The sequence below is a fragment of the Corallococcus caeni genome, from assembly GCF_036245865.1.
Taxonomy (GTDB): domain Bacteria; phylum Myxococcota; class Myxococcia; order Myxococcales; family Myxococcaceae; genus Corallococcus; species Corallococcus caeni.
On sequence record NZ_BTTW01000001.1, the window covers coordinates 1,070,915 to 1,091,160 of the forward strand.

Sequence of the window (20,246 nt, forward strand, 5' to 3'; positions counted from 1 at the left end):
GTCACGGCGCCGGGTGCGAGGCGCCACGCACCCGGATCCACCACCCGGTGGGATTGATGGGCACGGCCGCCTCCGCGCCCGGCGGAACGCGCGCCTCGCGGATGAGGTGGGCGGTCCGGGCCCAGTCGCGCTCGGGCCCCCACGGCTCGAAGGTCCACCGGGGGAGGGCCAGCACCACCACGCACACGCAAAGGCCCGCGGCGAAGACGGGGCGGAACCGCGCCAGCGCCGCCACCCAGAGGACGAGCCCCGCCGGGAGCGCGAACAGCATGTAGCGGTCCTCCACCACACCCGGGTCCCGGAACGCGCCGAACGTGGGGTAGCCGGCGGCCCCGGAGCGCACGTACCAGGTGAGCGGAATCAACAGGAAGACGCACGCGCACGCGGCCAGCAGCAACGCCCGCTGCCGCGCGGGCACCCGGCGAAGTCCCATCACGAGCACGGCGACAAGCCCACCCGCCACCGCGACCTGGACCCCGAGCGGCCTGCGGAAGTACGACAGCGTCCCGCCGTCGCCCAGCACCGGGTGCAACACGTAGCGGACGTTGAAGGTGTTCCAGAGGTGCACGGCCATGCGCGGGAGCGGCCAGGCGGCGAAGTCGGAAGCGGCCATGCCCGACTGGCGGAAGAGCACCATGTTCACCCCCGCCAGCACGGTCAGCGCCACCGCCGCCGCGCCCTCGCCCAGCACCGCGCGCGGGGGCTGACCGGCGCGCCACCGCATCACGCCCCGCAGCAGGAAGACCGGCGCCAGCAACACGCCCTCGCCCGCGCTCGAAGCCGCCGCGAGCAGCACCGCGCCGTCGGCGGGGCCCAGCGGGCGCTCCAGGTCCTGAAGCGCCACCAGCATGACCCCGTAGAAGAGGACGGAGTGGAGGTTGGCCAGGTTGCCCATCACCTCCCAGGTTCCCGGCAGGAAACAGAGCGCCACGGCGGCGAGGATCCGGACCCCGTCATGGGGCACCAGCCAGCGGCAGCGGACCCGCGCGATGAGCGCGAACACCGCCGCGTCGATTCCCAGCGTGAGCCACGCCAGCCCCAGCGCGAACGCCTCGATGGGCAGCAGCGACAGGCCCCAGGCCAGCAGCCGGGGAACGACATGCAGATAGCCCGCGTAGGGCATGAACGTGGCGCCAACGCCATGCGCGAGCACGTCCGCCAGGAACACCGTCCCATCCTCCGCCCAGAGGTGGGCCTGGACGAGCCGCGCGTGGGAGCGCAGCGCCAGCACCGCGAAGCACACCCCCAGCGCCGTCGCATACGGGGCGCGCAGCCGCTCCCATCCCAGGTCGATGGGACGACGCAGCAGACGCGACCACGGAGAGGAGGAGTCAGCCATCGAGGGCGCCCGTATACCATCCGCGCCCGGTGAGCGACGGGGCCGGCGCTCCACCGGCCCCGCCACAGCACCCACTACAGCGCTTCCAGCCGGAACTGCTGGCAGTCGTTGTTGGACCAGGTCCACTGCTGGAGCAGCGTGCCGTCACCGCTGCCCTGCTGGCAGCCCGTCACGTCCAGCACCTTGCCGCTGTGGCGAGCCTCCAGCCGGTGATAGCCGTTGCCCAGGGCCACGGGCTTGAACTGCTGGTTGCTCCCGCCGCCGTAGGACCACTGCTGGAGCCCCGCGCCGTCCGCGGTGCTCACGTCCTTCACGTCCAGCGCCTTGCCGCTGTAGCGCGACACGAAGCGGTAGTAGCCGCTGTCCGTCGCCTCCATGGACCACTGCTGGCTCGCGCCCGTGTGGCAGGCCCACTGGTGGATGATGGCGCCGTCCGCCGTGCTGGGGCCGCTGATGTCCACGCAGCGCCCGGAGGCCTTGTTCACCAGCCGGTACGCCCCCGTGCCGCCGCCCGTGCCCTGCGCCACGGAGTAGATGGCGTTGAGCAGCGACGTGCTCCCGGACGTGTCCTGGGACAGCTCCCAGATCATCACGCCGCCGTTCTGCTTGCCCAGCTGCGTCTTCGCCTGGATGGTCGCGATGCCGTTGTAATAGACGTCCCCCACGTTGTCCTTGTAGGGCGCCTGCGGGTCGCGAGCGACGAGCTCCGAGTAGCCCACGTAGCTCGACGGCGAGCGGCCATAGAACGGCACGCCCAGCACCGCCTTGGACGCCGGCAGCCCGCGCCCCTTCCAGTAGCTCAGCGACTGGACCGCCAGGTCATACGTCGAATGCGGCTGCCCGCCGTCGTACGCCATGATGTTGAGGAAATCGACGTCGTTGAACACCGACGCCGGCACGCCGCCGCCCGTGTAGCCGTTCGCCACCACCGCCGCCGTGAGCAGCTTGCCCCGGCTGTGCATCGCGGTGCCCAGCTGGTTCATCAGTAGCGCGTAGTTGCTCCCCGACGTGCCGGGGTCCGGGTACTCCCAGTCGATGTCCACGCCGTCCAGCCCGGCCGCGTTGACGAAGTTCACCACGTTGTTCACGAACGCCGTGCGCGCGCTCGCGTTCGCGGCCATCTGTTCGAAGCCGCTGTCGTTGCCGTCGTTCCAGCCGCCCACGGCGATGAGCACCTTCACACCCTGCGCGTGCGCCAGCGTCACCAGCGAGCGCAGCCGCGCGTCCCCGCTGCTCACCCCCGTGAGCCCACCGGACGCCGTGGGCAGCGCGAACGCGTAGTTGATGTGCGAGAGCTTCGAGTACTGCAGCGTGTTCACGTCCCCCGCCCACGTCGGCAGATAGCCCACCACGCGCGTCGACAGCGCGGCGGACTCCACCTGCCCCACGGGCTCCCCGGCGCCAGCCACGTCCTCGGGGCCCGAGCAGCCTCCCAGCGATGCGAGAAACACGGCGCCCAGCGCCCACGTCCGGAACGGCGTCGAGGTACGAGACACGGCAGACTCCTGCGAAGGGGTTGAACGGGCTTGACCCGTAAAACCCACTAAGCAGTTTTGTCTGGAAGACTCAACGACTCATCATCTCAGCAGCACCGGCCGCCTCCGGCGCGGTAGCGGGCTTCGAGGCGGTCGTTGAAAAACTCCGCATAGGTCATCACCGCGCGGTCCGGGTGGTGACGGCGCATGTGGGCGACGTAGGTGTCGTAGTCGGGCACGCCAATCATCGAGCGCGCGGTGCGTACGGCCTGGCGCCAGCCGTGCTGGAGCGCGTGCATGAGCCTCACGGCTTCACCGGGAGGGCCGCGGCCACGTAGGGCGTCTCCAGCGAGGTGGCCACCGGCGAGCGCCAGGCTTGGAGCGCGGCGCGCACGCCGAAGAGCACCGTCGCCACCACGACCACCATGAAGAACACGGTGAGGGCGGCATCCAGGTAGTCGTTGCGGATGATGGCCTCCATCTCCTCCACGGACTTCGCGGGGGCGATGACGCGCCCTTCGGCGATCGCCTGGGAGAAGGCCCGCGCGTGGGCCACGAAGCTCACGCGCACGTCGCCGCCGAACGCCTTCTGGAAGCCGGCGGTGAGGGTGCACAGCACCAGCCACGCGGCGGGGATGCCGGGCACCCACACGTAGCGCTCGCGCTTCATCTTCACCAGCGCCACGCAGCCCAGCGTCAGCGCCACCGCGGCGAGCATCTGGTTGGCGATGCCGAACAGCGGCCACAGCGTGTTGATGCCGCCCAGCGGATCCACCACGCCCTGGTAGAGGAAGTAGCCCCAGGCGGCCACGCACAGCGCGGTGGCCAGCAGGTTGGCGCCCCAGGACTCCGTGCGCTTGAGCGGCGCGTACACCAGGCCCGCCAGCTCCTGGATCATGAAGCGCCCCACGCGCGTGCCGGCGTCCACGGTGGTGAGGATGAAGAGGGCCTCGAAGAGGATGGCGTAGTGGTACCAGAACGCCATCATCCCCTTCCCGGACACCAGGCCGTGGAGGATCTGCGCCATGCCCACCGCCAGGGTCGGCGCACCGCCCGCGCGCGACAGGATGGTGGTCTCACCGATGTCGCGCGCCGTCTGCTCCAGCACCTCCGGGGTGATGACGAAGCCCCACTGGCTGAGCGTCGTCGCGGCCTGCGTCGCGCTGGTGCCGATGAGCGCCGCGGGCGAGTTCATCGCGAAGTAGACGCCGGGCTCCAGCACCGACGCGGCGATGAGCGCCATGATGGCCACGAAGGCCTCCATCAGCATGGCGCCGTAGCCCACGAGCCGCGCGTCGCCCTCCGTGGCCAGCATCTTCGGCGTGGTGCCGGACGCGATGAGAGAGTGCCACCCGGACACCGCGCCGCACGCGATGGTGATGAAGAGGAACGGGAACAGGCTGCCGGAGAACACCGGCCCGGAGCCATCCACGAACCTCGTCACCGCCGGCATCTTCATGTGCGGCGCCGCCAGCACGATGCCCACCGCCAGCAGCAGCACGGTGCCGATCTTCAGGAACGTGGACAGGTAGTCGCGCGGCGCGAGCAGGAGCCACACCGGCAGCACCGCCGCGCAGAACCCGTAGCCGATGAGCAGCCACGCCAGCGTGCGGCTGTCGAAGGTGAACCAGGGGCCCCAGGCGGCGGACTCGGACACCTGACCGCCCAGCCAGATGCTGAGCATCAGCAGGACGAAGCCGACGATGGACACCTCCAGCACCTTGCCGGGGCGCACGTAGCGCAGGTACAGGCCCATCATCACCGCGATGGGGATGGTCATCGCCACGGTGAAGGTGCCCCACGGGCTGTGCGTCAGCGCCTTCACCACCACCAGCGCCAGCACCGCGAGGATGATCATCATGATCATCAGCACGCCCACCATCGCCGTCACGCCCGCCGCGGGCCCCAGCTCCATGCGCACCATGTCGCCCAGCGACTTGCCGTCGCGGCGGACGGACAGGAACAGCGTCACGAAGTCCTGCACCGCTCCGGCCACGACCACGCCCGCGAGGATCCACAGCGTTCCGGGCAGGTAGCCCATCTGCGCCGCCAGCACCGGCCCCACCAGCGGGCCCGCGCCCGCGATGGCCGCGAAGTGGTGGCCGAACACGACCCACCGGTCCGTGGGCACGTAGTCCAGACCGTCGTTGCGGCGCTCGGCGGGGGTGGCGCGCGAGGGGTCCAGTTGGAGCGCTTTTTCGGCAATGAACCGGCCGTAGAAACGATATCCCAGCATGAACACCGCGACCGAGGCGACCACGAGCCAGATGGCGCTGATGGACTCCCCCCGGTGCAGCGCCACCACGCCCAGGCTGAAGGCCCCCGCCAGGGCCAAGGCCACCCACCCCAACTTCCGAGCGACTCCACCCATGATGTCTCCCGTCGGCGGGCAGGCCACCCCCACCCCGCGCGGGGTTTATAGCGCACGCTCCGCCTCCCCCCGCCCTGCTCGCGCCGGGGTGTCTGGTGGTGGAGGAAGTCGCGGCAAGGTCATCTCCCTCGTCCTCGTGGGCCTGCTCGCCGCATGTGCCGCGCCGCGCGCCACGTCGAAGGACCTCGCGTCGGGCGGATACGGCGTGTGGCGCTCTCGCGGCTATGGCTGGCTGCTCACGGTGACGCCGGAGGGGATGCGGCTGCACCACGAGACGGCGGCGGGGTGCTATCCGGATCCGTCGACGACGGCGGAGCTCCAGGAGCTGTTCAGCATTCAGGAGCCGGGGCCCTCCGCGAACGTCCGGGACTTCCTCTCCGCGCCGGGGGAGACGCGCTACCGCTTCGACCGGCTGGCCACCCTGCCCGCGGACTGCGACGTGCAGCGCGCATGGAGCGCGCTGGAGCTGTTCGATGTGTTCCGCGCGACCTTCGCGGAGCACTACGCCTCCTTCCCCCAGCGCGACCCGGACTGGCTGGCCCGGCTGGATGCACAGCGCTCGCGGGTGACGCAGGACATGGACGGCCGCGCGCTGTTCACCCTCTTCGCGGACGCGCTGCGGTCGCTGAACGACGCGCACGTGGAGCTGGTCGCGGACGACGCGGCCTCCGACACGTTGACGTACAAGGCGCGCCCCACGGGCACGTTCGCGATGCTGGAGCAGGCGGCCCTGGCGACGGGGCGGCCCGAGCGGGAGGTGCAGCGCGAGTGGATGCGCGCGTACCGCGACGGCATCCTCCAGACCGTGCTGCGCGGCGAAGGGCACGTCGGAGCGAACCAGCGCGTCCTCTGGGGCTTCGCCGCGCCTCGCGTCGCCTACCTCAACGTGCTGACGATGGGCGGCTTCGTCGCCGGGGCGGAAGGGCAGACGCCCACCCTGGCCCAGGAGCTGGCCGCGCTGGAGCCGGTGCTGGATGAAGCGCTGACGGCCTTCAGCACCGCGGACGTGCTCATCCTGGACGTGAGCAACAACCGGGGCGGCCATGACGCCGTCGCTCGCGCCCTCGCGGAGCGCTTCACGGATCAACCCCGGCGCGCGTACGCCAAGTGGGCGACGGGCGCGAAGGACGTCCCGCCCCAGGTGTTCACCCTCCAGCCCACGCCGCGTCCGTCCTTCCACGGCCCCGTCCAGGTGGTGACGAGCGACGTCACGGTCAGCGCGGGCGAGGTCCTCACGCTGGCCCTGCGCGCGCTGCCGAACGTCGTCCAGGTGGGCACGGCCACGCGGGGCGCGTTCTCCGACATGCTCGTCAAGCCGCTGCCCAACGGGTGGACGGTCCACCTGTCGAACGAGCACTACACGGACACGAAGGGCCAGGACTTCGAAGCGCGGGGACTTCCTCCCCAGCGCCCGCTGGACGTCTTCGGAGGCGACAAGGCCCCGTGGAATGCCCACGCGCGCGCCATCCGTGCGCTGGCGGACTCGCTGCTGCCTCCGGAGGAGAAGCCCACCCCGTAGGGAGCAGGCGGCCTGTCACCCCGTGCCAACGCGACCGGGACGACCTACCTCTCCTTCGGAAGCCTCCACCCCAGTCCGAGAGGAGCACGCGCGATGCCGACCCGTTCCCCGACCCGTCAGCGCCTGAAGGATCCGAAGGGGGGCCTCACGGCGGCGGGCCGCGAGTGGTTCCACGAGAAGGAGGGCGCGAACCTCAAGCCCGGCGTGAAGGGCAAGGCGGACACGCCGGAGAAGCTGCGCCGCAAGGGCAGCTTCCTGCGCCGCCACTTCACCCACCCGCGCGGGCCCATGGTGAACGACAAGGGGGAGCCCACGCGCCTGGCCCTGTCCGCCCGCGCCTGGGGCGAACCCGTGCCCAAGGACACCGCCGGAGCGAAGCGGCTGGCCGCCAAGGGCACGAAGCTGCTGGAGCGCTACCACGCGACGCAGGAGCGCGCGAAGCCCGCCGCCAGGCGCTCCGGTGCGAAGAAGACGCGGACCGCCGTGGCGGCCCGCCGTGCGACGGCGAAGAAGCGTGCGCCCGCCACCGCGAGGAAGACCGCGACGCGCAAGCGCACGAAGAAGGCCTGAGCGGCTCAGCGGACGGCGGGCACGGGCAGCGACTCCGCCGCCACCTGCTGATTCACGAGCTGCACCTTGCCGCCCTTGCGCACGGTGAAGTCACACGCGAGCAGCTGGTTGCCCACGAGCACCAGCGCGGACGCCTGGAAGCCCTCCGCGCCTTCGGAGACCTTCACGGGGTGCAGCTTCGCGACGGCCTCCGCCTTGCGCGCGCCGAGCGCCGCGTCCGTGTTCGTGGCGGGCAGCCACTGCACGTCCTCCGCGCGCTCCACCAGCCGGCGCTTGCCGCCCTCGGTGTTCTCCACGAAGAAGCGCAGGTAGGCCGGGACCTCCGCGGCCTCCAGGCTCAGCGCCTCGTCCTGGTTGAGCTTGTAGATGGCCTCGGCGGTGGCCGGCGTGAGGTTGACCGCGACCTTGCCGTCGTCCGCGTACTTGAAGCGCAGCGCCCGGTGCGGCAACCGCACGTCCACCGTCACCAGCTGGAAGCGCTGGTAGAAGCCCAGCGGCTGGCGCGTGAAGGCCGTCGCCGCCAGGTTCTGCTGGATGGTCCCGGCGTGCACCGGGTCCACCCGCTCGATGCGCTGCAACGTCTCGGCGTCCGCATTCACCTTCGGTTCCTCCTGGGTCCCGGCCTTCGCGGGCCGGGCCGTGTCACAGTGCGTGGTGGCCATCACCCACAAGGCTGCGACGAGGACACGATGCATTTAGCGTGACGGGTGCGCCGCGTCCCAGCCCTGGCCGTAGTAGTCGGGGTAGTTCTGACCGTTGGTGCTGGTCACCACCGCGCCCGTCTTGAAGCCGTTGAGGACCGCATCGTATCCCGCCTTGTCGCCGATTTCACGCAGTTGCGTTTCGGTGAGCGACGGGTCCTTCGCCTTCGCCTCGTCGATGGCCTTCTTGGAGGCGGCGTTGTACTCGGCCTCCAGCGGGAAGGTGGCGGTGACGTTGTCGCCGGCGGCGACCAGCTCGTTCTTCGCCCGGATGCTGTCCACCGTGCCGCGCGTCTCCTCGTTGAGGAGCGTGCTCACGTAGTCGTCGCGCGTCTGGTTCTGCACATCCGCGCGGGGACCGTCGATGGTCGCCTTCGCGTGGTTGATCTCATGCACCAGCGTCAGGGCCGCTTCCTGCGGATCCTGGCTGCGGTCGATGACGATCTTGTTGCCGTCCCAGTAGGAGCCACCACCGTCGGCGAACTCCACCGGGATGTTGTGGTCCTCCATGTACTTCACGGCCGCCGCGCCCGTGGGCGAGTTCTTCAGGACGTCCTTCGTCTCCTTCAGCTTCGCCGCGTCCTTGGAGGCCTGGATGGCGTCGCTGATGGCGCCGCCCACCTGGCCGCCGATGATGCCGCCCACCGGGCCGCCCAGCACGCCACCGATGATGCCGCCAATGACGCCGCCGGTGCTCTTGGCCTTGTCGAAGGAGTCCTTGAAGAAATCACCGACCGGGTTCGCGTTCGTCTGCGGACGGGGGCTCACCACCGGCCGTGCGTTCTGCGAAGCATCCGTGCTCACCACCGGGCGTGCGCCGCCGCGGCCAATTCCGTCAACCCCCATGGCTTCTCTCCCCAGAAAACAAGTGCTGCTTTGACTGGGATTATCGCGGAAAGCCGCCGGGAGTTGCGAGGCCGCACGGCAACGCATCGCATCAGGACCGGGCAGGTGGGGGAGCGGCCGGGGAAGCGTGACGGATATGGTCCAGGGCCCATGAGGGGCGTCCTGGCCTGTGGCCCCTCACGCAACGCGGAAGGACCCACCGTGACGACGCCCCCGCCCTTCGCGCCACGCCTGCGCCCCGTCACACCTGAAGACGATGCGTTCCTCTTCACGCTCTATGCGAGCACGCGCGATCAGGAGCTGGCCGCCTGGGGCTTGCCGCCCGCGCAAGCGGAGCTGTTCCTACGCATGCAGTACCAGGCCCAGGCCCGGCACCACGCGGCGAAGTACCCCTCGGAGGGCCATGACCTCATCGAAGTGGAAGGCGTCCCCGTGGGCCGCCAGTGGCGGGTGCACACGCCAGAGGAGGTGCTGCTGGTGGACATGGCCCTGCTTGCCTCGCACCGGGGACGCGGCCTGGGCACGCAGCTCTTGAAGGGGATCCAGGCGGAGGCGGCGCGAGCGCGCGTGCCCGTGCGGCTGCACGTCACGCGCGACAACCCGGCGCTGCGGCTCTACACCCGGCACGGCTTCACGCCCGTGCCGGGAGGTGACGCGACGTCGCCGTACCTGGAGCTTGAGTGGCGGGCTCCGGAGGGCGACTCCGGAACCGGCGTCAGGTGAGCACGCCGGTCCCGTGAAGGCCCGTGCTCACAGGCCCAGCAGCGACTCCGGCTCCGGGACGACCGTCTGGAGGAAGTAGCCGCCGGTGCCCGCGGAGGCGTTCCCGTTCGTCGCCGTGCCCGGGATGATGCCTCCCGCGTTGCCGCCGTTGCCGCCGCTGCCGCCGCCTCCGCCGCCCGTGAGGATGGTGGTCTGACCTCCTGTGGGCGCCGCGTTGTTCCCCGCCGTGCCTCCCGACACCACCACGGAACCAGTCACGCTGGCGGTCGAGGAGGAGATGAAGTGGACGATGCCGCCACCGCCACCTCCGCCACCGCCCTCACCCGTACCGCCGTTGCCGTTGAAGCCATCCGCGCCCCTGCCGCCCGTCGCGCGAATGGTGCCGCCCAGCGTGATGCTTCCCTTCGCCGCGACCAGCACGATGCCGCCGCCACCACCGCCCGTGCCCACGATGGACGCGCCGGCCGTCTGCGGGTTCACGCCGTCCACTCCATCCGCGTCGATGATCGCGGACACGGGGATGCGGATGTTGCCGCGCGCGGCCAGCAGCAGCGCGCCGCCACCCGCGCCACCGTCAGCACCCGCGCCCGCGAAAATGCGCGCACCAGCTCCGCCCGACGCCGACTGCACCCGGCGCACCTGAGCGGCCTGGAACACGGCCAGGCCCGCGCCACCGTTGTAGGAAGCCGCCGCCGTCCGGGCGCTGCCCACGGGCGCCTCACCGCCGCCCAGGTCCTCCGCCCCTGGCTTCACGATCACCGTGCCGTTCACCGTGATGTCTCCGGTGGAGCGCAGCACCGTGCCGCTGGGAACGATGAGCGTCCCGCTGATGGTGATGCCGCTGAACTGGAGGTTGAAGCCCGAGGGCAGCAGGGATGCAGCCGAGGGACTTGTGAGGTCTACCGTCTGCCCCACACCCACGTTGAAAGCGCCCGCAGAGCCATCGCCGTAGAGCCCCTGCGTGCCAGACGGTCCCTGCGGTCCCTGCGGTCCCGTGGCACCCTGTGGACCGGTCGGTCCCGCGGGCCCCGTCGCGCCCACGGGGCCAATCGCGCCCGTGGGGCCTGTCGGTCCGGCCGCGCCCGTGTCGCCCTTCGGTCCCGCGGGGCCCGTCGCGCCCGTGGCGCCCGTCGCTCCCGTGGCGCCCGTCGCTCCGACCGCACCCGTGTCGCCCTTCGGTCCCGCGGGGCCCGTCGCTCCCGCTGGACCGACCGCGCCCGCGGGGCCTGTCGGACCGGCCGCGCCCGTGTCGCCCTTCGGTCCCGCGGGGCCCGTCGCTCCCGCGGGCCCCGTCGCTCCCGTGGCGCCCGTCGGCCCGGTCGCCCCCATGGGGCCGGCCGGGCCCGTGTCACCCGTCGCTCCGGCAGGCCCCGTCGCTCCGGCGGGCCCCGTCGGACCGGCCGGGCCCGTGTCACCCTTCGCGCCCTGCGGCCCTGCGGGACCGATCGCGCCCGTGTCACCCATCGGCCCCACGGGGCCGGTCGCGCCGGTCGCGCCGGTGTCGCCCTTGGGGCCCGTCGCTCCGATGTCGCCCTTCTCGCCCGTGTCGCCCTTGGGCCCCGCAGGGCCCGTGTCCCCCTTGGCGCCCGCAGGACCAGCGGGCCCCACGTTGCCCTGTTGCCCCATGGGCCCCATCAGGCCCATGGGCCCCTGGGGGCCCATCGCGCCCGCCGGACCCTGAACGCCCTGCGGCCCCTGGGGGCCCGTCGCGCCCACACCCGACAGGCCCTGCGGCCCTTGAGGACCCACCAGGCCGGGTTCACCCATCGCGCCCTTCTCACCCTGCGGGCCGGCCGGGCCCTGGGGCCCCGTCGCGCCCGCGGGCCCCGGAGGACCTTCGGGTCCCGGCGGGCCGTCGCCCGTTCCTTCCGTGCAGGCAGTCACCATCAACGTCGCGCAGAGCGAAACCACGCGAAAACGCGAGAACGCCCCACGGAAGGGCAAAAAGGCTCGAAGCGACATGGATCGGGTCCTCCCCAAGGACAGGCAGTGCGGCGACGTGCGGCGTAGGAGAAAAAGCCGTCACGGACTGTGAAGCTTCTCACACGTCAGGTCGGTTTGTCTGATGACGCGCCGCGCGCTTTCACTGGGGGTGCCGCCCATGGTCTGTTCAACGACCAACACCGACAGTCACACCAGGGGGCACCATGTCTGAGCCGTACATCGGGCAGATCGTTATGTTTGGAGGCAATTTCGCACCGCGCGGGTGGCTGTTCTGCGACGGCTCGCTGCTGTCCATCGCGCAGAACCAGGCCCTGTTCGCCATCCTGGGCACGACGTACGGCGGCAACGGGACGACGACGTTCGCGCTGCCGGACATGCGGGGCCGCTTCCCCATGGCGCCCGGACAGGGCCCCGGCCTGGCACCGCACACCCTGGGAGAGGTGTCCGGCACGCCGTCGGTGACGCTCATCTCCACGCAGATGCCGGCGCACACCCACCCGCTGATGGCCAGCATGCAGGAGGGCAACACGGAGAGCCCGGAGGGCGCGTACCTCGCCGCCTATCCCGCGGGCACCACCCCCACGCCCTACGTCACGACCCCCAGCACGGTGATGGGCCCCCAGTCCGTGGGCATCTCCGGCGGCAGCCAGCCCGTGCCCATCCAGAACCCGTACACGACCGTGAACTTCATCATCGCGACGGAGGGCATCTTCCCCTCGCGCGGCTGACGTCCGGCGCGGAAAGGGCGCCGCGCCACGGACGCGGCCCCTTCTTCGCGCCTCAGGCGCCCACCACCTCCGCGCGGGTGATGCGGTCCAACCGGAAGTGGCGCCGCTCGCCGGACGCGAGGTCCACCGCGTCCAGCCGCGTCTCGTGCCGGTCCATCACCACGGACTCGATGCGCACCTCGCGCACCGTCTCCAGGAAGTTGCCGTCCACGTAGGTGATGCGCAGCGGCTGGCGCTCGAACCACGCGCGCTCCAGCGCTTCCCGCACGGGCTTGCGCGTGGGCAGCGACGGCACGCCCAGGAACGTCAGTTCGCGAAGCCGGTCCAGCAGCTCGCGCTGCGCGGACGTGGACAGCGCGGAGCGGACCTTGTCGAGCGCCGACTCCAGCGTCCCCGTGAAGGGCAACAGCCGCATGCCGATGGCGAACCGCCCCAGCGCCACCACCAGCGCCGCCTCGCGCGCGGTGAAGTTCACCGGCGGCAGGCTGTAGCCCCGGTCCAGCGCGTAGCCCCCGCCCCGGCCTCGCTCCGCGCCCACCGGCAGCGCCGCGGCGCGCAGCGCGTCCAGGTCCCGGTAGATGGTCCGCACCGTCACGCTGAAGCGCTCCGCCAGCACCTCCGCGGTGACGCCGGTGCGGCGGCCCCTCAGGTACTCCGCGAGGGCGAAGAGTCGCTCGGTGCGTTGCATGGCTGCTGAATCCTGACATACCGCTGTCAGCCAGGGGCCTCAAGCTGGGGCCGAGCCCCAGCGATGCGAAGCCCCTCCGACAGCGCCCCGCCGCTCCTGTCCGCCCACCCTTGCGAAGCGGGCACCCGCGCGCCTAAGAGCGCCAGGAGCAGCGTCCGCGCGCCGCGCCTCCCCGCCCCTGAGCCCCTGCCCATGGTCCCGCCGCCCCATCCGCAGGAGGACGAGTGGTTGTGGGGATGGGACCCCACGCCCGGCATCGTGTCCGTCTGGGCGGAGCCGGATGGGCGCGCCTTCATCTGGAAGCGGCAGCCGGGCACGCACGCGCGGCTGCGCGAGGACGCGAGGTACCGCCCCTGGCTGCTGCTCGCGTCGCTCCAGGACCTGGAGCACCTGGGGGACGCGCTGAGGCCCGAAGGCGGGCCGCCCGCGCCAGGAGCCGTGACGTATCGGGAGCTGGAGGGGCCCGGCTCGCTGCGCTTCGTCGTCAGCGCGGAGGACGGCCGCGCGCTCGCGTCCGCGGTGCTCAAGGGCGCGTCGAAGCGGTTGGATTCACGCGTGGGCCACCTGCGCGACCTGGGCCCGGCCACGGCGCTGGTGCTGCCCCCGGAGGAGCAGTACCTGGTGGCCACCGGGCGCGCGTACTTCCGCGACCTCGTCTTCGACGACCTGCGCCGGCTCCAGTTCGACCTGGAGACCACCGGGTTGGACCCTTCGAAGGACCGCATCTTCCTGGTCGCGCTGAGGGATCCGGACGGCCGCGCGGAGACGCTGGAGGTGACGGCGGACGGCGACGCGGGCGAGGCGGACCTGCTGCGCCGGCTGGTCGCGCGCATCCGCGAGGCCGACCCCGACGTGGTGGAGAACCACAACCTGCACGGCTTCGACCTGCCCTTCCTGGATCAGCGCGCCAAGAGGCTCAACGTGCCGCTGGCGCTGGGCCGCGCGGGGCTGCCGGGCCTGCGCCACCGCCCTTCCGCCAGGGGCGCCGCGCTGAACCGGGGTCCCGGAGGCCGTGAAGCGGACGCCATGCGCCGCGCGCGCTACACCGTCCCCGGCCGCGAGTTCATCGACACGCTGGACGCCGTGCGCCGCCACGACTTCTCCGCCCGCGACCTGCCCGGCCACGGCCTCAAGGCGGTGGCGAAGCACCTGGGCCTGTCCGGGCCCGACCGCGAGCTCATTCCCGGCGCGCGCGTGCACGAGGTCTTCCTGAAGGACCCGGAGCGCGTGCGCCGCTACGCGCGCGAGGACGTGACGGAGGCCGCGGGCCTGGCGCACCTCCTGGGCGGCGCGGCGTTCGCGCTCGCGCGCATGGCCCCCCGGCGCTACGAGCGGCTGGCGGACGCGGGCCCCGCGACGGGCGTGCTGGATCCGCTGCTGGTGCGCGCCTACGTGCGCTCGGGAGCGGCGCTGCCCGCGCACGAAACCAGCGACGGCACGTCCCACAGCGGCGCGGCGCTGCACCTGTTCGCCACCGGCGTCGCGCGACATATCGTGAAGGCGGACGTGGCCAGCCTCTACCCGTCGCTCATGCGCGAGTACCGCATCGGCCCCCGGCGCGACCGGCTGAACGCGCTGCTCGCGCTGGTGGACCGGCTGGTGGATCAGCGCCTGGACGCGAAGGCGAAGGCGAAGAAGGCCCCGCCCGGCTCGCCGGAGCGCCACACGCACGAGGCGTTCTCCGCGGCGATGAAAATCCTCATCAACTCCGCCTACGGCTACCTGGGCGCGGTGGGCCTCACGCGCTTCTCCGACGTGCACGCCGCCAACGAGGTGACGCGGCGCGGGCGCGAGCTGCTGGGCCTCCTGTGCCGCGAGCTCGCGCACCGGGGCGTGACGCTGCTGGAGGCCGACACGGACGGCGTCTACTTCGCGGTGCCGGAAGCCTGGACGGAGGCCGACGAGCGCCGCGTCGTAACGGAGGTCGCGAGCCTGCTGCCGCCGCGCGTGCGGCTGGAGTTCGACGGGCGCTACGCCGCCATGCTGTCGCACGAGCCGAAGAACTACGCGCTCCAGCCCTACGCCGGGCCGCTGCTGCTGCGCGGCGTGGCGTTCCGCTCCAGCCGCGCGGAGCCCTATGGCGAGGACTTCCTGCGCAAGGCCCTCCAGCACCTGCTGGCCGGCGACGTGCGCGCCGTGCGCGACACCTACGTGGACGCGGTGATGGCGCTGCGCCAGCGCCAGGTGCCCACCTTCCAGGTCTCCGCGCAGGTGCGGCTGACCAAGTCCCCCTCGCAGTACCTGGCCACGCGCAAGCAGCGCAAGGAGCTGGCCTACGAAGCCCTGCTCACCAACGGCCGCGAGCACTGGTCCCTGGGCGAGCGCGTGCGCATCTACCGCGCCACGGGCGGCCGCGCGGGCCTGCTCCAGGAAGCGGACGCCGAGGACGGCGAGCCCGGCCCGCGCCCCGCCCCGGGCGAGCCGGCGGGCGACGACGCGCGCGACTACGACGTCGAGTACTACGTGCGCCTGCTCAAGGACTCGTTCGCGGCCCGGCTCGCGCGCGGCCTTGACCCGGAGGACTTCGCCACCGTGTTCGCGGACCCCGACCAGCCCTCCCTCTTCACCCCGTCCCTCGCGGACGCCCGGCCCGTGCTCAACGTCATCCGCGAGCCCACGGGCCCGGAGTTCGGCGAGGACGCGCAGGTGGTTGGAGCCCCGCCCTTCTCACCGTGACTGGAACGTTGTCGTGTCCCGGTTCCTCCGGGAGTCGTGGGGAGGGTTCTGCTACGTTGCGTCAACCTCGATGGCCTTCTCGTTGATGAAGCGTCCCACGCCACGCGCGCTGGTGGTTCCCGGCACCGTGGCCCTGCTGCTCCTGCTCCCCTGGCTCATCTACTGGAGCGCGGTCATCCACCGCTATGGGCTGCGTGACGACTACGCCATCCTGCGCGAGGCGCGCGAGGAGCCGGGGAAGATCTTGCGCGTCTGCGCCTCGCAGGGCCGCCCGCTCTACGGCTGGATGCTGGAGGCGTCCGCGAAGGCGGCCGGCGGCATCGACGGGCTGATGGGGCTGCGCCTCATGGGCGTCGCCGGGCTGGGCGTGCTCGCGGCGGCGGTGTTCCTGCTGCTGCGCAAGGAGGGCTGGCGGACGGGCTCCGCGGCGCTGCTGGCGGGGTTCCTCACGGTGACGCCGTCCGCGCAGGTCATCGCCAACTGGGGCATCTGCTGGCCGCAAGCGGTGGCGCTGATGCTGGGCCTGGGCGCGTTCGCCTTCGCCCGCCGCGCCATGGGCCCGCCGGGGGAGGACGCCCCCATCCGGTGGCCGCTCGCGCTGGCGGCGGTGGGCAGCATGGCCACCGCGACGCTCATCTATCAGGTGAGCGGGCTGTTCTCCGCGGTGCTGCTGGCGGCGTCGCTGGTGGTGCACCGCGACGTGTCGCTGAAGGACACCGCGCGCTGGATGCTCAAGCACCTGCTGGTGATGGGCGCGGGCCTGGCGCTCGCGTACGTCGTCACCCAGGTGCTGTTCAAGACGGGCACCTTCCCACCCTCGCCCCGCATCACCTTCGAGAAGCACTGGGTGGACAAGACCGTCTGGGCGCTCATGCACGTGTTCCCCAACGCGCTCGCGCTGTCCGCGCTCAACGAGGCGCCGGTGGGCGACATGGACGGCTACCGGGCCATGGTGGTGCTGACGCTGACGCTGCTGGGCGTGGGCGTCGCCGTGGAGGGACGCCGCTCGGGGCGCGTGGGCGTGGGGCGGTGGCTGCTGGCGCTGGTGACGCTGTCGGGCGCGGCGTACTCGGTGAGCTTCCTCGCCGGGGAGCGGTGGCCCACCTACCGCACGCTCAACGCGCTCACCGGCGTGTGGGCCGTGTTCTTCGCCGCGTCGCTGGTGAACCTGGGCACCATGTGGCCCAGGCATGGCCCCCGCATGGCCACGGCGCTGCTCACCGCGTTCGTGGCCTTCAGCGCCCTGCTCGCGCACGAGCAGTCCCTGGAGCTGTTCGCCCTGCCCCAGGGCCGGGAGCTGGCGGTGATGGAGCAGGGCGCCAGCCTCGTCGTCCCGGACAGGAAGCCGCGCGTCTTCGTCCTCACCGCCAGGCAGTCGGACTCCACCGCGCCGTTCCACTACCTGGACGAGTTCGGCTCCGTCTCCGTGGACGCGGAGTGGGTGGCCAAGGAGATGCTCAAGGCCCTGGTGAAGGAGCGCTTCCCCCGCGAGCGCGACGTCAGCGGCCTCTACCGCTTCGCCGCCGGCCCCGTCGCCCCGGAGCCGCGCAACTACGACATCCTCATCGACATGCGCCGCCAGCACGTGAGCGCCGTGAGCCCCATCCTCCAGAAGCCCCGCTAGCGCCCCGCGTCAGGGGAGACCCTGAGGGGAAGCCCTCACGAAGGCCCGAGGCGTGCGCGCGGCTCCCACCCGGATTTCCGGGGAGAGGCACCGGACGAGGAGGCTCTCGCGGCGCGTCGTGCAGGTTGGGCCCCACCGGACGCGTGAATCCGGGTAATGAATCGGGCAGTGACGTCCTCCGTTCCCCTTCCGCAACCGCGAGCCCCGGGGGTGGCCCCGTCCCGCGCCGCGGAGGGAGGCCCGTGCTCCACCCGGCCCGAGGAGACGCCCGCTGATGGACGGTGAACGTCCGATGCGGCACGACTGGGTGTATTTGGGCGCCGGCTGGGCGGAGCAGCTGCGCTCCCCGCCGGGTCCGGACGTGCTCGCGCAGGTGACGGCGTGGCGGGAGCAGGGCCGGCCCTTCGCCGTCGCCCGCCAGGACATCCCGGACCGGGACGACGAGCTGCGCTTGACGCTCACCCTGCCCGACCGCCGCCACCTGTCGCTGCACGTGGCCCTGCCCGCGGTGGAGCGCCGGCTGCCGCCGCCCACGGTGCAGGAGGTGCGCCCCTCCGCTCCCGGCGCCTGGGGGCCCGCGCTGGACGACGTCATCGCCCTGGGCACCGCGCTCGACTTGACGGTGGGCGTGTTCGGTTCGCTGGCCTGGCAGCACCGCTCGGGCGTGCCCTTCGTGCGGCCGCTGTCGGACGTGGACCTGCTCTTCGCCCCCGCGCGCTGGTCGGACGTGGAGCGGCTGCTGTTCGGGCTGGAGGCGGTGTCCCGGCGCCACTCGGTGGTGCGGCTGGACGGCGAGGTGCTGCTGCCCGACGGCGGCGCCGTGTCCTGGCGCGAGCTCGCGCTGGAGCCCGAGCGCATCTGGGTCACCGGCCCCCGGGGCGCCAGCCCCCGCACGCTCCGCGAGCTGCGCGCCCTCTTCCCCGCCGAGTCCTAGGCCCGGCGAAGCGCCCCCGCGTGAATACACGCGGCCCGCGGGCCGTCACGCAGCGCGCGGTCACGACCCGTTTCCACCCGCCACTCCGAATGCCTCGCAGGGCTTTTCCAGACCTGCGGGATCGCCGGAGGCGCGCCCCCCTGGACAAACCTGCAAGAACCTGAAAGCGGAGCCACCGTTGCGCGTTTCGTCAACAAGTCCGTGGGCTTGCGGCGTCCGAAGGGCAGGCGGAGGGGCGGCCTCCCGGCGTCCCGGCTGCTTGGACGGGGGGGCCAATTGTCACCCTGTGAATGGTTTGGTAAAGGTTGTCTTTGGGAGCGCTTGGGGGCCTCCCGTCACGATGATGATGGGATTCTCCGTTCAACGCTGGGCCGCATGGGCCCCCGGCCTCGTCAACCCTGCTTCCTGGGAAACGTGGCTCGCGAAGCCTCACCCGCTCCCGGCCGAAGGTACGCCCGCGCTCGCCGCGATGCCCGCGATGATGCGCCGCCGGGTGGACCGGCTGGGACGCATCGCGTTGCAGGCGGCCTACGACGCGCACGTGGACGCGCCGGACGCGCCGGTCCTCTTCGCGTCGCGTTACGGGGACCTGGGCCGCTCGGTGGAGCTGTTGACGCAGCTGGCGCGCTCGGAGCCGCTGTCCCCCACGTCCTTCAGCCTGTCGGTGCACAACGCCATCGGGGCGCTCTACTCCATCGCGCGGGGGGACACGTCCGCCTACGGCGCCATCGCCGCGGGTGAGGAGACGGTGGAGGCCGCCTTCACGGAGGCGTGCGGCCTGCTGTCCGACGGCGTCCCCCGGGTGATGGTCGTCGTCTACGACGAGCCCGTGCCCGCCCCGTGGGAGCACTTCGCGCGGGACGTGGCGTTCCCCCACGCCTGGGCCTGCCTCCTTTCGGCCAGCACGGGCCCGGACGCCATCCACCTGGGCTGCGCGACCGGCCCGTCGGACGCGCCCGTCACGCCGCAGGCGCCCGACGCCCTCCCGGCGGACCTGCACGTCCTGCGCTTCCTCGTCTCCGGGGCCTCGCGGTGGGAGCACGCGACGGGTGGCCGGCGCTGGCGGTGGGAACGCCATGCTTGAGAAGCTCAACCGGCTGTGGCGCATCTTCGCCACCGGACTGTCCTTCGCCACCTTCGGGCTGGGCGGGCTGGCGCTGCGCCTCCTCTACTTCCCGCTGCTCCAGCTGCTCGTGCGCGAACCGAAGCGGCAGCAGCGGCTGGCGCGGCTCGCGGTGCACCACACGTTCCGCTTCTTCATCGGCTACATGCGCGCCCTGGGCGTGCTGCGCTACGAGCTGCAGGGCGTGGAGAAGCTGTCGCGCTCCGGGCTGCTCATCCTGGCCAACCACCCGTCGCTCATCGACGTGGTGTTCCTCATCTCGCTGGTCCCCAACGCGGACTGCGTGGTGAAGGCGAGCCTGGCGAACAACCCGTTCACGCGCGGCCCCATCCGGGCCACGCGCTACCTGTGCAACGACTCCGGGCCCGGGCTCATCCAGGACTGCATCGCGTCCGTGAAGGCCGGCAACAACCTCATCATCTTCCCGGAGGGCTCGCGCACGCCGCTGGACGGGACCATGCAGTTGCAGCGCGGCGCCGCCAACATCGCGGTGCGCGGCCCCTGCGACATCACGCCGGTCATCATCCGCTGCGAGCCGCGGGGCCTCACCAAGGGCACGCCCTGGTGGAAGGTGCCCGAAAAGCCCATGCACTACTTCATCCGCGTCGAGGACGACATCCACGTGTCGTCCCAGGACGTGGACGCGGGCGAGGCGGCGAAGGCCGCGCGCCAGCTCACCACCCGTCTGCACGACCATTTCTCCAGGGGGAGCCAGGGCCATGTTGGAGCTTGAGCAGGAAATCAAGCGTCTGGTCATCGAGACACTGAATCTCGAGGACCTCACGCCGGAAGACATCGATCCCGCCGCGCCGCTGTTCGTCGAGGGCCTGGGGCTCGACTCCATCGACGCCCTGGAGCTGGGGCTCGCGTTGCAGAAGTCCTATGGCGTCGTGCTGGCGAGCGACTCCAAGGAGAATCGCCGTCACTTCGCCAGCGTTCGAGCACTCGCGGATTTCGTCAGCACCCACCGCACCCGGTCCTGAAG

At 71.9% G+C, this 20,246-nt stretch carries 18 protein-coding genes; 10 read left to right on the top strand and 8 right to left on the bottom strand.

Annotation, left to right across the window (positions count from 1 at the left end):
• Window position 1 precedes the first annotated feature (1 nt).
• The 4 genes from AABA78_RS04215 to AABA78_RS04230 all read right to left on the bottom strand — a co-directional run bounded on the left by AABA78_RS04215 (window position 2) and on the right by AABA78_RS04230 (window position 5,155).
• Window positions 2-1,339 carry a hypothetical protein gene (locus tag AABA78_RS04215; protein WP_338261741.1) on the bottom strand — a complete coding sequence of 446 codons (1,338 nt, stop codon included), beginning with the start codon at window positions 1,337-1,339 and terminating at the stop codon, window positions 2-4.
• 74 nt (window positions 1,340-1,413) lie between these two features.
• Window positions 1,414-2,835: an RICIN domain-containing protein gene (locus AABA78_RS04220; protein ID WP_338261742.1), complete on the bottom strand. Its 1,422-nt coding sequence runs from the start codon at window positions 2,833-2,835 to the stop codon at window positions 1,414-1,416.
• Between the two features lie 86 nt (window positions 2,836-2,921).
• On the bottom strand, window positions 2,922-3,113 hold the full coding sequence (locus AABA78_RS04225) for a YbdD/YjiX family protein (RefSeq protein WP_171420473.1): 192 nt from the start codon (window positions 3,111-3,113) through the stop codon (window positions 2,922-2,924).
• Between the two features lie 5 nt (window positions 3,114-3,118).
• A complete protein-coding gene (locus AABA78_RS04230) occupies window positions 3,119-5,155 on the bottom strand; it encodes a carbon starvation CstA family protein (RefSeq protein WP_338261743.1) in 2,037 nt (678 codons plus the stop codon).
• Between the two features lie 28 nt (window positions 5,156-5,183).
• Here AABA78_RS04230 and AABA78_RS04235 point away from each other — a divergent pair, with 28 nt between their 5' ends.
• Window positions 5,184-6,704, top strand: a complete 1,521-nt coding sequence (locus tag AABA78_RS04235) for a S41 family peptidase (RefSeq protein ID WP_338261744.1) — start codon at window positions 5,184-5,186, stop codon at window positions 6,702-6,704.
• A gap of 93 nt (window positions 6,705-6,797) precedes the next feature.
• A complete protein-coding gene (locus tag AABA78_RS04240) occupies window positions 6,798-7,274 on the top strand; it encodes a DUF6321 domain-containing protein (protein ID WP_338261745.1) in 477 nt (158 codons plus the stop codon).
• 5 nt (window positions 7,275-7,279) lie between these two features.
• Here AABA78_RS04240 and AABA78_RS04245 read toward each other — a convergent pair whose 3' ends face one another.
• Together AABA78_RS04245 and AABA78_RS04250 are read right to left on the bottom strand one after the other, a co-directional pair.
• Window positions 7,280-7,873, bottom strand: a complete 594-nt coding sequence (locus tag AABA78_RS04245) for a hypothetical protein (protein ID WP_171421255.1) — start codon at window positions 7,871-7,873, stop codon at window positions 7,280-7,282.
• A gap of 96 nt (window positions 7,874-7,969) precedes the next feature.
• Window positions 7,970-8,821, bottom strand: a complete 852-nt coding sequence (locus tag AABA78_RS04250; RefSeq protein WP_338261746.1) for a hypothetical protein — start codon at window positions 8,819-8,821, stop codon at window positions 7,970-7,972.
• 201 nt (window positions 8,822-9,022) lie between these two features.
• Here AABA78_RS04250 and AABA78_RS04255 point away from each other — a divergent pair, with 201 nt between their 5' ends.
• Window positions 9,023-9,544, top strand: coding sequence for a GNAT family N-acetyltransferase (locus AABA78_RS04255; protein WP_338261747.1), 522 nt, complete (start codon window positions 9,023-9,025; stop codon window positions 9,542-9,544).
• Between the two features lie 27 nt (window positions 9,545-9,571).
• Here AABA78_RS04255 and AABA78_RS04260 read toward each other — a convergent pair whose 3' ends face one another.
• Window positions 9,572-11,311, bottom strand: a complete 1,740-nt coding sequence (locus AABA78_RS04260) for a collagen-like protein (RefSeq protein ID WP_338261748.1) — start codon at window positions 11,309-11,311, stop codon at window positions 9,572-9,574.
• A 380-nt stretch (window positions 11,312-11,691) separates the two neighbouring features.
• Between AABA78_RS04260 and AABA78_RS04265 the strand changes: the two genes are divergently transcribed.
• Window positions 11,692-12,216: a phage tail protein gene (locus tag AABA78_RS04265; protein ID WP_338261749.1), complete on the top strand. Its 525-nt coding sequence runs from the start codon at window positions 11,692-11,694 to the stop codon at window positions 12,214-12,216.
• 52 nt (window positions 12,217-12,268) lie between these two features.
• Here AABA78_RS04265 and AABA78_RS04270 read toward each other — a convergent pair whose 3' ends face one another.
• Window positions 12,269-12,904: a helix-turn-helix transcriptional regulator gene (locus tag AABA78_RS04270; RefSeq protein ID WP_014398634.1), complete on the bottom strand. Its 636-nt coding sequence runs from the start codon at window positions 12,902-12,904 to the stop codon at window positions 12,269-12,271.
• A 192-nt stretch (window positions 12,905-13,096) separates the two neighbouring features.
• On the opposite strand from AABA78_RS04270, the gene AABA78_RS04275 reads away from it, so the two are divergent.
• The 6 genes from AABA78_RS04275 (at window position 13,097) to AABA78_RS04300 (ending at window position 20,244) form a co-directional block, all read left to right on the top strand.
• Window positions 13,097-15,580 (top strand): ribonuclease H-like domain-containing protein, encoded by a 2,484-nt coding sequence (locus AABA78_RS04275; RefSeq protein WP_338261750.1) that lies wholly within the window; start codon window positions 13,097-13,099, stop codon window positions 15,578-15,580.
• 85 nt (window positions 15,581-15,665) lie between these two features.
• Complete coding sequence (locus tag AABA78_RS04280; protein ID WP_338261751.1) at window positions 15,666-17,204, top strand: hypothetical protein; 1,539 nt, start codon at window positions 15,666-15,668, stop codon at window positions 17,202-17,204.
• 274 nt (window positions 17,205-17,478) lie between these two features.
• Window positions 17,479-18,138 (top strand): malonate decarboxylase holo-[acyl-carrier-protein] synthase, encoded by a 660-nt coding sequence (gene mdcG, locus AABA78_RS04285; protein ID WP_338261752.1) that lies wholly within the window; start codon window positions 17,479-17,481, stop codon window positions 18,136-18,138.
• 346 nt (window positions 18,139-18,484) lie between these two features.
• Window positions 18,485-19,222, top strand: a complete 738-nt coding sequence (locus AABA78_RS04290; RefSeq protein WP_338262373.1) for a beta-ketoacyl synthase chain length factor — start codon at window positions 18,485-18,487, stop codon at window positions 19,220-19,222.
• A complete protein-coding gene (locus AABA78_RS04295) occupies window positions 19,215-19,994 on the top strand; it encodes a lysophospholipid acyltransferase family protein (RefSeq protein ID WP_338261753.1) in 780 nt (259 codons plus the stop codon). The genes AABA78_RS04290 and AABA78_RS04295 overlap by 8 nt, the downstream gene beginning before the upstream one ends.
• Window positions 19,981-20,244, top strand: coding sequence for a phosphopantetheine-binding protein (locus AABA78_RS04300; RefSeq protein ID WP_171414124.1), 264 nt, complete (start codon window positions 19,981-19,983; stop codon window positions 20,242-20,244). The genes AABA78_RS04295 and AABA78_RS04300 overlap by 14 nt, the downstream gene beginning before the upstream one ends.
• Window positions 20,245-20,246 lie beyond the last annotated feature (2 nt).

Coding starts and splice junctions, on each gene's coding strand:
- AABA78_RS04215 (WP_338261741.1), bottom strand. CDS start 1,339: ATGGCTGACTCCTCCTCTCCGTGGTCGCGTCTGCTGCGTCGTCCCATC.
- AABA78_RS04225 (WP_171420473.1), bottom strand. CDS start 3,113: ATGCACGCGCTCCAGCACGGCTGGCGCCAGGCCGTACGCACCGCGCGC.
- AABA78_RS04235 (WP_338261744.1), top strand. CDS start 5,184: ATGATGTCTCCCGTCGGCGGGCAGGCCACCCCCACCCCGCGCGGGGTT.
- AABA78_RS04240 (WP_338261745.1), top strand. CDS start 6,798: ATGCCGACCCGTTCCCCGACCCGTCAGCGCCTGAAGGATCCGAAGGGG.
- AABA78_RS04250 (WP_338261746.1), bottom strand. CDS start 8,821: ATGGGGGTTGACGGAATTGGCCGCGGCGGCGCACGCCCGGTGGTGAGC.
- AABA78_RS04260 (WP_338261748.1), bottom strand. CDS start 11,311: ATGGGTGAACCCGGCCTGGTGGGTCCTCAAGGGCCGCAGGGCCTGTCG.
- AABA78_RS04265 (WP_338261749.1), top strand. CDS start 11,692: ATGTCTGAGCCGTACATCGGGCAGATCGTTATGTTTGGAGGCAATTTC.
- AABA78_RS04270 (WP_014398634.1), bottom strand. CDS start 12,904: ATGCAACGCACCGAGCGACTCTTCGCCCTCGCGGAGTACCTGAGGGGC.
- AABA78_RS04275 (WP_338261750.1), top strand. CDS start 13,097: ATGGTCCCGCCGCCCCATCCGCAGGAGGACGAGTGGTTGTGGGGATGG.
- AABA78_RS04280 (WP_338261751.1), top strand. CDS start 15,666: ATGAAGCGTCCCACGCCACGCGCGCTGGTGGTTCCCGGCACCGTGGCC.
- mdcG (WP_338261752.1), top strand. CDS start 17,479: ATGGACGGTGAACGTCCGATGCGGCACGACTGGGTGTATTTGGGCGCC.
- AABA78_RS04290 (WP_338262373.1), top strand. CDS start 18,485: ATGGGATTCTCCGTTCAACGCTGGGCCGCATGGGCCCCCGGCCTCGTC.
- AABA78_RS04295 (WP_338261753.1), top strand. CDS start 19,215: ATGCTTGAGAAGCTCAACCGGCTGTGGCGCATCTTCGCCACCGGACTG.
- AABA78_RS04300 (WP_171414124.1), top strand. CDS start 19,981: ATGTTGGAGCTTGAGCAGGAAATCAAGCGTCTGGTCATCGAGACACTG.